The following is a 10,777-nucleotide window of genomic DNA, read 5'->3' on the forward strand; positions in this document are numbered from 1 at the left end:
CGACATGGAGCCGCCGGGACGCGCCCGGCGCTCCCTTGGCGGCACCCACGCTAGAATGCGCGCATGCGCACCGTACATGCCCTCCGCTACATCACCCCCTTGCGGGAAGGTGGCTCCCTGCCGGCCGTGGTCGAGACCGACGACGACGGCATGGCCGTGCTGAAGTTCCGTGGCGCCGGCCAGGGCCCGAAGGCGCTGATCGCCGAGCTGATCGCCGGCGAGATGGCGCGCACGCTCGGCCTGCCGATTCCGGAAATCCTGTTCGTCGAGCTGGACCGCGAGTTCGCCCGCACCGAGCCCGACCCGGAGATCCAGGAGCTGATCCGCGCCAGCGAGGGTCTGAACCTGGGTCTGGACTACCTGCCCGGCGCGATCAACTACGACCCGGCAGCGATGCCCGTGGATGCTGACCTGGCCTCACGCATCGTCTGGTTCGATGCGTTCACCAGCAATGTCGATCGCACCACGCGCAATCCCAACCTGATGGTGTGGCATCGAAAGCTGTACCTGATCGATCACGGCGCGGCGATGTACTTCCATCACGACTGGGCCAACGCCGGCGATGCCTGCGAGAAGCCCTTCGTGCTGATCCGCGACCACGTGCTGCTGTCGTTCGCCAGCCGCATCGCCGAGGTGGATGCCGAGCTGGCCGCGCGCCTGACCGATGCCGAGATCGAGCGCATCGTCGGCCTGGTGCCGGACAGCTGGCTGGTGGACGAACCGGCGTTCGACAGCCCGCAGGCCTACCGGCAGGGTTATATCAACTACCTCAAGCACCGCCTGAAAGTGCGTGCGGTGTTCGTGCAGGAGGCCATCCGTGCCCACGCTGCACACGTATGACTACGCCGTCATCCGCGTGGTACCGCGGGTGGAGCGCGAGGAATTCATCAACGTCGGGGTGATCGTCTCCTGTCCCGGTGCGCGTCATCTGGAAGCGGCCATCGAGATCGATCCGGCACGCCTGCACGCCTTCGCGCCAGCGCTGGACCAGGAGGCGCTGCAGCCATGGCTGGATGCGATCGTGGCGATCTGCCGCGGCGATGCCAGCGCCGGGCCGATCGCGCAGCTGCCGGCGCGCGCACGCTTCCATTTCCTCACCGCCAAGCGCAGCTCGGTGGTGCAGATGTCGAGCACGCATGTGGGCCGCACGGCCGATCCGGCGGGTGTGGTGGAACACTTGATGACGAAGATGGTGCGGGTGCCGCGCTGACGCGCCCGTCTCTCACTTCCTGGCGCGCGCCCTGTGCCAGGCAATGAGCGCACAGGCTGCTGCAGCGGCAATCAACACCCACCCGGCTGCCGCTTGTCCATGCAGGTAGCCTTGTGCATACGCAGCACTGGCACCTTCGCTGGCCATGGCCGGAACACCCTTGAGTATCACGTGCACCCCACGCAGCAGCAGCACCATGCTGGCGACCAGACACACCACGGGAAGGAGTCGGCTCATGGCCCGATTCTGGTCCGCCACCTGCCCCAGCGTCAACATCGCTGTGGCATAGTCGCTCGGGACTACAGCGGCACTCTTCGCGCGATGTAGTTGACCACATTGCCGATCGCATCCGGATCGACATTGGCCAGCCCAACGATCACATAGCCCTGCGCGGGTAGCACCACGATGGCACTGTTCGATCCGGGCGCACCGCCTTCGTGGCCGTACTGATGCTCCCTGCCCTCGCCCTGCACCACGAAGCCGAACCCGTACCAGCCCTTGTGGTTCTGCGCCGTGGTGGCCTGCTGCAGCAATGCAGGTGAGACCAGCTTTCCGCTGCGCAGCGCCTCGGCGAACTTCACCATGTCGCTCACCGTGCTGTAGCCACCACCGGCTGACATGCCGCGCCAGGGCAGCGACTTCGTTTCACGCACCCATTGCCCATCCTGCTTCGTATAGGCGACGGCACGCTGTGGCACCGTCACTGTTTCCGGTTCGAAGCCGGTGCCGGTCATGCCTGCCGGGCGCAGGATGTGCTCCTCCACATAGGCGTAGTACGACTGCCCGGAAACGGCCTCGATGATGCACCCAAGCACGATGAAGCCATAGTTGGAGTAGCTGTCCTGGCTGCCAGGCGTGAACTGCGGCGGATCCTTGGCGAAGCGCTGCACGTAGTCATCCAGCGTCTTCAGCGAGGCGGAATACTGGTCGAAATCATCCCCGAAGAAATCGCCCAGGCCACTGGTATGGGTCAGCAGCTGGCGAACCGTCACGCTGTTGGCAACGGCCTTGTTCGGATAGTCCGGCAGGTGCTTGCCGATCGTGTCATCGAGACTGAGTTTGCCCTCCTGCACCCGCTGCAGTATGGCCACTGCGGTGAACATCTTGTTGGAGGACGCAAGGCGGAACTGCGTATCCACGCCCACTGGAATGCCAGCGGTGCGATCGGCATTGCCACCGCGCCAGTCCAGCAGCACCTTGCCGTTCCGTGCCACCTGCAACGCACCCGACAGCGCGTCCTGGGTCCGCAGCGCCTCCAGCCTTGCTGTGGCATCGGCCATCAGGGCAGGCAAAGCAACCCTCTCCGGTCTGTACTTGTCCGGCGTTTCAGTGCCTTCGATCTGGAACTGCTTCACATGCGCCGGGCTGGCCGGGTCCATGCTGGCCGCCACCCACATCGCGCGCTCGTTCAGCTGGCCCATCACCAGCAGCTTCGCGTGACCGGGCGCGCTCTGGCGTGTTTCCAGCACACGCAGCGGGCCGGTGCTCTCGCGGAACTCGAGATAGTCCTTGGGGCTGCTGCCTTCCTTCTTCGCGTAGGTATCGGCGAACGCCTGCAGTTGCTCGAGGCTGCCAGCGTTGAAGGCCGCCAGCCAGTCATCGATGGCGTCCTGCGCACGTGGATGTGCACGCTCGGAAGATGTAGCGCCGATTGCTGGAAAAACCGGGGTAACCAGTAGAACCGAACAGGCCAGTGCACTGCAGAGAAACAGGCGTCCAACAACCCTCATGGCAGTTCCTTTGCGGGGATTCCTGGACGCATCCTAGACCAAGGATGCGGCCGCCGCATCGACACCAGGGACTCTGCTGCAACACCTCAACAGTGACGCTGAATGCTTCGATGCGACGCCATCCACTCCGCCTGCGTGGTGGAATGCGCACAGCCCCGGATGCAACGTGAATGCGTGATCCTTCGCAGTTGATGGAAACCCTGCTACCCGATGGCCCCGCTATCGCCTTGCCATCGTCTGTTCGCTGAATCTCGCCACGCAGAAGTCCAGGAAGCTGCGCAGCTTGGGCGTCAGCTGGCGATCGCGCGGATACACCAGGTTGATCCAGGTCGACACCGGTACGTAGTCCGGCAGCACTTCCACCAACTCACCACGCGCCAATGCTCCGGCCAGCATTTCGTGCGGTTGCAGGATCAGCCCCAGCCCTCCGATGGCGGCGGTCAGCAGCGGCTCGGCCTGGTTGACCATGAAGCGGCTGGACACTGGCACGGTCAGCACGCCGCCATCGGTATCGCGAAAGCTCCAGCGGGTGCGGATGATCGAATGCGCGAAGCCCAGGCACTCGTGGCGGCTCAGGTCATTGGGATGGGCAATGGCCGGTCGCGAAGCCAGATAGTCCGGCGAGGCACACAGGACCAGCGGATACGGCCCCAACCGCCGCGCCACCAGCCCACTGTCGGCCAGATCGCCAGTGCGGAACACCAGGTCGTAGCCGTCTTCAACGATGTCCACCAGACTGTTGGACAGGTTCAGATCGACCTGCACGTCCGGGTACTGCTGCAAGTAGGCCACCACCGCGGGGCCCAGCGCATGCACGCCGAAGGTGACCGGCGCACTGATGCGCAGGCGCCCCATCGGCCGCCCGCGCGCCACTTCGGCCAGCTGCTCGGCCCCCTCCACTTCCTCCAGGATCACCCGCGCCCGCGCCAGGTAGGCCTGGCCGAAGTCGGTCAGGCTCTGCTTGCGCGTGGTGCGGTTGAGCAGGCGCACACCCAGATGCTGTTCCAGCGCCTGGATGTGCTTGCCGACCAGCTGCGGCGACAGGTCCAGTGCCTCGGCAGCGGCGGCGAAGGAGCCGACCTCGGCCACCTTGGCGAAGGTCCGCAGGGGAACGATCAGGTCCATTGCAAACAATTGTTTTTCAATGAAACGCCAGATTACCCCTTATTCTGGATGCAGACTACGCGCACAGTAGCGCTCACCCTTTCGCCGGCGCCCTCGCCGGCCCTTCCTCGGAGCCCCCCATGAGCCAGGTTGTCCGCATCCACGAATATGGCACTGCCGATGTACTGCGCATCGACGATATCGACGTTCCCGCCCCCGCCCCTGACGAAGTCCAGATCCGGGTGAAGGCGATCGGCCTGAACCGCGCCGAGGTGATGTTCCGTAACGGCGCCTACCTGCAGGAAGCGCAGTTCCCCAGCCGCCTGGGCTACGAAGCGGCCGGCGTGGTTGAAGCCGTCGGCAGTGCAGTGAGCGGATTCACCGCGGGCGATGCGGTCAGCGTGGTGCCGCCGCTGGATATCGCGCGCTGGGGCACCTACGGCGAACTGGCCAACGTGCCGGCACGACTGGTAGTCAAGCATCCGCAGGCACTGGACTTTGAAACGGCCGCCGCGGTGTGGATGCAGTACGTCACCGCCTGGGGCGCGCTGTTGGAACAGGCACGCCTGGCCGCCGGCGATTTCGTCATCATCACCGCCGCCAGCAGCAGCGTCGGCCTGGCCGCCATCCAGATCGCCAATGCAGTCGGCGCCACGCCGATCGCTGTGACCCGTGGCCCGGGCAAGCGCCAGGCCCTGCTCGATGCCGGTGCCGCCCATGTCATCGCCACCCAGGAACAGGATCTGGTGGCCGAAGTGGCGCGCATCACCGGCGGCGCAGGTGCCCGCGTGGTGTTCGATCCGATCGGTGGTCCGCAGTTCGTACCGCTGACCGAAGCCATGGCGCGTGGCGGCATCCTGCTGGAGTACGGCGCGCTGAGCAGTGAACCCACCCCGTTCCCGTTGTTCAACGTGCTGGGCAAGTCACTGACGCTGAAGGGTTACCTGTACTCGGAAATCGTCTCCGACGATGCCGCGCTGGCACGTGCCAAGGCCTTCATCGTGGATGGCCTGGACAAGGGCACGCTGGCGCCGAAGATCGCCAGGGTGTTCCCGTTCGCGCAGATCCAGGACGCACACCGTTACCTGGAATCGAACGAGCAGATCGGCAAGGTGGTGGTGACGGTGTAATCCAGCGTCATGTAATGGGGGTGGATCACCGCCCCCCGTTGCGGTTACCTCGGCAACGCAAAAGCCATCACGTAATCGCCGTTCGGGGTTTCCATGAAATGGTGGCCGCCGGCCATGATCACCACGTACTGGCGCCCGCCCTGCTCGTACACCATCGGGTTGGCCTGACCTCCCGCGGGCAGCTTGGCATGCCACAACTCCTTGCCGGTCTTCAGGTCGATGGCGCGCAGCAGGTCATCGGTGGCGGCGGCGATGAAGATCAGGCCGCTGGCGGTCACCACCGAGCCGCCATTGTTCGGTGTGCCGATCTCGATCGGCAGGCCGGAGCGGATGCCGAAGGGTCCGTTGCCGCGCGCACTGCCGAATGGACGGTCCCACAGCAGTTTGCCGGTGCGCAGGTCGATGGCACGGATGCCGCCATAGGGCGGCTGCTTGCACAGCAAACCGGTGAACGGCAGGCGCCAACCGGCATTGACCTGGATGGCGTAGGGCGTGCCCACCTGCGGGTCACCCGCGCCCTCTGCTCCGCCCTTGTCGAACCGGATCTTTTCGCGCGGCAGCCAGCCCAGCCGGTCGGCCTCCGCGCGTGGCACCAGCCGGTTGTAGTTCGGCATGTCGTTGTAGTTGGCCACGATCACGCCGCGGCGCGTATCGATGGACACACTGCCCCAGTCCGAGCCGCCGTTGTAGCCGGGGTACTCGATGGAATGGCGCTCGCTGCTCGGCGGCGTGTAGAACCCTTCGTAGTAGGCCTTGCGGAACTGGATGCGGCAGACCAGTTGGTCGATCGGGGTGATGCCCCACATGTCACGTTCGGTCAGCTCATGCTCGCGACGCAGCGTGTGGTACAGCGAGAACAGTTGCGTGGGCGAGCGCTGCTCGGGTTCAACACCACCGATGGGCACCTTGCGCTCCTCGGCAGCACTCAGCAACTGGCCGTTGCGGCGGTCGAGGATGTAGATGTCGCCCTGCTTGGTCGGCAACAGGATCGCCGGCACTTTGCCGGCAGCGGTCGGGTAATCGATCAGGCTGGCCTGCGAACCCAGGTCGTAGTCCCACACATCCTTGCGCACCGCCTGGAAATGCCAGACCGGCTTGCCGGTGGCCACGTCGATCGCCACCAGTGACGTCGCATAGCGGTTCTGGTTTTCCGTGCGTGAGCCGCTCCAGTAGTCACCCGCGGAATTGCCCAGCGGCAGGTAGACCAGGCCCAGCGCCTCATCACCGGTGGCGGTGGTCCACATGTTGGGCGTGCCGCGCGTATAGGTCTGCTCGCGCGGCGGCAGACCGCTGCGCTCGGGCTGGTCCATGTCCCACGCCCAGCGCAGCTTGCCGGTGATGGCATCGTAGGCCTGGATCACACCCGACGGCGCATCGCGGCGCTGCCCGTCCAGCACCTGGTGACCGGTCACGATCACCCCGCGCACGATCGCCGGTGGCGAGGTGATCGACACGTAACCCGGTGGCACCTCACCCATGCCCAGGGTGATGTCGACCTGGCCGTTGTTGCCGAAGTTGGCGCAGGGGCGGCCGCTGTCGGCGTCCACCGCGATGATGCGGCCGTCCAGCGTGCCTTCGATGATGCGTGCCCAGCACGCCGGACGGCTGCCCGGTGCAGCACTGCGGGTGACGCTGGGCGGCGGCTCCGGCAGCGCCAGATCGGCGGCGACATCGGCCAATGCCGCATCGGCAATGGTCGGCGTGCGGGGCTGCTCGTAGTAGCTCACCCCACGGCAGGCGGCGGTGTACGGAATCGAGGTGTCCTTCACCTTGGGGTCGAACCGCCACAGTTCCTTGCCGCTGGCGGCATCGAGTGCGATCAGGCGGTTGCGCGCGGTGCACAGGTAAAGGCGATCGCCGATCTTCAGCGGCGTGGTTTCCGCGCCCCAGCGATTCTTGGGCATATCGCCGGTACGGAACTGCCAGGCTGGCTGCAACGTGGCCACATTGGCCGGGGTGATCTGCTGCAGCGGCGAATAGCGGGTGGCGGCGTTGCTGCGGCCCCACGCCGGCCAGTCGCCCTCGGCGGGCTGGTCAGCCGGCTGCAGGCCCGTGGTATCACGCGTAGGTTCCAGTCCGGCGCTGACCGCGCCTTCCGGGAACGGCTGATGCCCATCCACTTCACCATGCGGCGCAAAGGCCAGGCCGAAGGCGGCCACGAACACCAGCATCAGCACACCCGCCGCGCTGCGCGACAGGCGTTTGGAGACCGGCTCGTGCAGGGTGGGCGCCAGCAAGGCCAGCACGATGCCGAGTGCGGTCACCAGGCCCAGCCGGGGCACCCAGCGCCAGTAGTCGCTGCCTGACTCCCACCAGGTCCACAGCAGCGTGCCGATGAACACCAGCGCGTACAGCAATGCACCGCTGCGGCGGTTGCCGAACAACAGGATGCCGCTGGCCAGCAGGCCGAGCCCGGCGATGGCGTAGTACGCCGAGCCGCCAAGGCTGAGCAGCCACGCACCGAGCCCGCCGATGACCAGGCCGAGCACGACCAGCAGCAGCGACAGCACGGTGACAAGGGGGTGCCGGGAGGCGCGAACAGGGGCAGGAGCGGACTGCGGCGTGGCGGACATCGTCGATCTCCGGGGGCAGCATGCGCCGTTATCCCACCGCCTGCGTGAAGCGCGCGCGTATGTGCGGCATCCGGATACGACGACGCCGGCACAGGGCCGGCGTAGTCGGGTACCTCAGGCTCGCGGCAGGATCACTCCTGCGCGGCGTCCTCGCTGCTGGCAGCAGCCGGTGCGCCGTCGGTCGCGGCCGGTGCGGCGACGGCCACCTCGTCCTCGTCTTCGTCGATCGAGGCATCCATGCGCTCCACCGCCTGCAGCTTCTCGTCCTTGGACAGGCGGATCAGGGTCACGCCCTGGGTGTTGCGGCCAACGCGGCTGATTTCCGAGCCACGCGTACGCACCAGGGTGCCACCATCGGAGATCAGCAGCACTTCGTCGCTGGAGCCCATCAGCACTGCGGCGACCAGCTTGCCGTTGCGCTCGGTGGTCTGGATGCCGATCACGCCCTGCGTGCCACGGCCCTTGCGCGGGTAGTCCGGCAGCGGGGTGCGCTTGCCGTAGCCGTTCTCGGTGGCGGTGAGGATGTACTGCACGCTGGCGTCATCGGCGCCGTCGATCACCGCATCGCCATTGGCTGCGGTTTCCTCGACACCGTTGTCGTCCTCGTTCTCGTCCTCGCTGCCACCGGCACTCTCGGCCACGATCAGGCTGACCACTTCCTCGCCGGCCGGCATCTTGATGCCACGCACGCCGGTTGCGGTACGGCCCATCGAGCGGACCTTGTCTTCACCGAAGCGCACGGTCTTGCCGTTGGAGGCGAACAGCAGGATGTCGCGCTCGCCGTCGGTCAGGCCGACGCCGACCAGGGCATCGCCCTCGTCCAGATTGATTGCGATCTTGCCGCGCGCCAGACGGAAGGCGAACTCGCCCAGCGGGGTCTTCTTGACCGTACCGTTCTTGGTGGCGAAGAACACGAACTGGCCATCGGCGTATTCGCGCACCGGCAGCACGGCCTGCACGCGTTCGCCCGGCTCCAGCGGGATCCAGTTGATGATCGGACGGCCGCGGGCATTCGAACCGGCTTCGGGCAGCTGGTAGACCGGCAGCCAGAACACCTTGCCCGAGCTGGTGAAGGTCAGCAGCGTATCGTGCGTGTTGACCAGCCACAGCTGTTCGATGAAATCCTCTTCCTTGGTCGCTGCCGCACTGCGGCCACGGCCGCCACGGCGCTGTGCGCGGTACACGCTCACCGGCTGCCGCTTCACGTAACCGGCATGCGACACGGTGACCACCACGTCTTCCGGCGCGATCAGGTCGAGGATGTCCAGGTCTTCTTCGCTGTGGCGGATTTCGGTACGACGCTCGTCGCCGAACTCGGCCTTGACGTTGACCAGCTCCTCGCGGATCACCTGCAGCAGGCGGTCGGGATCTTCCAGGATGTGGATCAGCCCGGCGATCACTTCCAGCAGCTGCTTGTACTCGTCGGTCAGGCGGTCCTGCTCCAGCCCGGTCAGGCGGTGCAGGCGCATTTCCAGGATCTGGGTGGCCTGGATCTCGGTCAGCTGGTAGCCGCCCTCGATCAGGCCCACGCCCTTGGGCAGGTCTTCCGGACGCGAGGCTTCGGCACCGGCGGCACCCAGCATCGCACCGACCAGGCCCGGCTCCCACACGCGCGCCAGCATGCGCTCGCGTGCTTCATTCGGGTTCGGCGAGGTCTTGATCAGCTCGATCATCTCGTCGATGTTGGCCAGCGCAACGGTCAGGCCTTCCAGCACGTGGGCACGGGCGCGCGCCTTGCGCAGCTCGAACACGGTGCGACGGGTGACCACTTCGCGACGGTGGCGGACGAACGCCTCCAGCATCTGCTTGAGGTTCATCAACTGCGGGCGGCCATCGACCAGCGCCACCATGTTGATGCCGAACACCGATTCCATCTGGGTCTGCTGGTACAGGTTGTTCAGCACAACCTCGGCAGATTCACCGCGCTTGATCTCGATGTAGATGCGCATGCCGTCCTTGTCGGACTCATCGCGCAGCTCGCTGATGCCTTCGATCTTCTTTTCCTTGACCAGCTCGGCGATCTTCTCGATCAGACGCGCCTTGTTCACCTGGTAAGGAATTTCGGTGACGATGATCGATTCGCGGCCGTTGTCGGCCACTTCGATATCGGCCTTGGCACGGATGCGCACACGGCCGCGGCCGGTGCGATAGCCGGCGACGATGCCGGCAGTGCCATTGATGATGCCGGCAGTCGGGAAATCCGGGCCCGGGATGTACTCCATCAGGCCGTCGACATCGATTTCCGGATTATCAATCAGCGCGATGCAGGCGTTGATCGATTCGCTCAGGTTGTGCGGCGGGATGTTGGTGGCCATGCCCACCGCGATACCGGCCGAACCGTTGACCAGCAGGTTCGGGAACCGGGTCGGCATGACCGTCGGCTCCAGTTCCTTCTCGTCGTAGTTGGGCTGGAAATCGACGGTTTCCTTGTCGATGTCCGCCATCAGCTCATGCGCGAGGCGCGACATGCGCGCTTCGGTGTATCGCATCGCCGCGGCGGAGTCGCCATCGATCGAGCCGAAGTTACCCTGGCCATCGACCAGCATGTAACGCAGCGAGAACGGCTGTGCCAGGCGCACCAGCGTGTCGTACACCGACTGATCGCCATGCGGGTGGTACTTACCGATGACGTCACCGACGATACGCGCCGACTTGAAGTAGGGCTTGTTGCTGTGCGCGTTGAGTTCGTTCATCGCGAACAGCACGCGGCGATGCACCGGCTTGAGGCCATCGCGCGCATCCGGGAGCGCGCGGCCCACGATCACGCTCATGGCGTAATCGAGGTAGCTCTTGCGCATCTCGTCTTCCAGGTTGACCTGGATGATTTCCTTGGCGTTTTCTGCCATTCGGGTTCCGTTGTCTGGTAGCGGTCCAGTCCGGCGCAGCCCTCTGCGGGAGGGGGTCGTGCCGGAACCTCGATTCAACCTGTGGATACTACCACAACAGGCCGTTCCCTGCCTCCATTTACGGGGATTTTACCGGCACAAATCAGGAACTTAGGGGGGTGGCGGGCCCACCGCCCCCCACAAC

8 protein-coding genes are annotated in these 10,777 nt (G+C 65.6%); 3 read left to right on the forward strand and 5 right to left on the reverse strand.

Translation table 11 applies throughout. From position 1 onward, the window contains the following. The first annotated feature begins 63 nt into the window (after nucleotides 1-63). Both ACMZ91_RS16700 and ACMZ91_RS16705 read left to right on the forward strand, forming a co-directional pair. The gene (locus ACMZ91_RS16700; RefSeq protein WP_049422090.1) at nucleotides 64-840 is read left to right on the forward strand and encodes a HipA family kinase; all 777 of its coding nucleotides are present in this window, start codon (nucleotides 64-66) and stop codon (nucleotides 838-840) included. Beyond that, nucleotides 818-1,210 (forward strand): DUF3037 domain-containing protein, encoded by a 393-nt coding sequence (locus tag ACMZ91_RS16705; RefSeq protein ID WP_049400180.1) that lies wholly within the window; start codon nucleotides 818-820, stop codon nucleotides 1,208-1,210. Before ACMZ91_RS16700 ends, ACMZ91_RS16705 begins: the two co-directional genes overlap by 23 nt. 12 nt (nucleotides 1,211-1,222) lie before the next feature. Here the strand turns inward: ACMZ91_RS16705 and ACMZ91_RS16710 are convergent, their stop codons facing one another. From ACMZ91_RS16710 to ACMZ91_RS16720, 3 genes are all read right to left on the reverse strand, one after another. Then, nucleotides 1,223-1,447 (reverse strand): hypothetical protein, encoded by a 225-nt coding sequence (locus ACMZ91_RS16710; protein ID WP_125892069.1) that lies wholly within the window; start codon nucleotides 1,445-1,447, stop codon nucleotides 1,223-1,225. Nucleotides 1,448-1,509: 62 nt separating this feature from the next. Next, the gene (locus ACMZ91_RS16715; RefSeq protein ID WP_414578152.1) at nucleotides 1,510-2,940 is read right to left on the reverse strand and encodes a serine hydrolase domain-containing protein; all 1,431 of its coding nucleotides are present in this window, start codon (nucleotides 2,938-2,940) and stop codon (nucleotides 1,510-1,512) included. 219 nt (nucleotides 2,941-3,159) lie between these two features. Then, nucleotides 3,160-4,065: a LysR family transcriptional regulator gene (locus ACMZ91_RS16720; protein WP_049400186.1), complete on the reverse strand. Its 906-nt coding sequence runs from the start codon at nucleotides 4,063-4,065 to the stop codon at nucleotides 3,160-3,162. 119 nt (nucleotides 4,066-4,184) lie between these two features. On the opposite strand from ACMZ91_RS16720, the gene ACMZ91_RS16725 reads away from it, so the two are divergent. Next, on the forward strand, nucleotides 4,185-5,174 hold the full coding sequence (locus ACMZ91_RS16725) for a zinc-dependent alcohol dehydrogenase family protein (protein ID WP_180845292.1): 990 nt from the start codon (nucleotides 4,185-4,187) through the stop codon (nucleotides 5,172-5,174). 44 nt (nucleotides 5,175-5,218) lie between these two features. Here ACMZ91_RS16725 and ACMZ91_RS16730 read toward each other — a convergent pair whose 3' ends face one another. Together ACMZ91_RS16730 and gyrA are read right to left on the reverse strand one after the other, a co-directional pair. Further along, on the reverse strand, nucleotides 5,219-7,747 hold the full coding sequence (locus ACMZ91_RS16730; protein WP_414578150.1) for a membrane-bound PQQ-dependent dehydrogenase, glucose/quinate/shikimate family: 2,529 nt from the start codon (nucleotides 7,745-7,747) through the stop codon (nucleotides 5,219-5,221). A gap of 131 nt (nucleotides 7,748-7,878) precedes the next feature. After that, nucleotides 7,879-10,593, reverse strand: coding sequence for a DNA gyrase subunit A (gene gyrA, locus ACMZ91_RS16735; protein ID WP_049400193.1), 2,715 nt, complete (start codon nucleotides 10,591-10,593; stop codon nucleotides 7,879-7,881). Between the last annotated feature and the right edge of the window lie 184 nt (nucleotides 10,594-10,777).

The sequence above is a fragment of the Stenotrophomonas sp. FR024 genome (assembly GCF_047500745.2).
Classification (GTDB): Bacteria; Pseudomonadota; Gammaproteobacteria; order Xanthomonadales; family Xanthomonadaceae; genus Stenotrophomonas; species Stenotrophomonas maltophilia_A.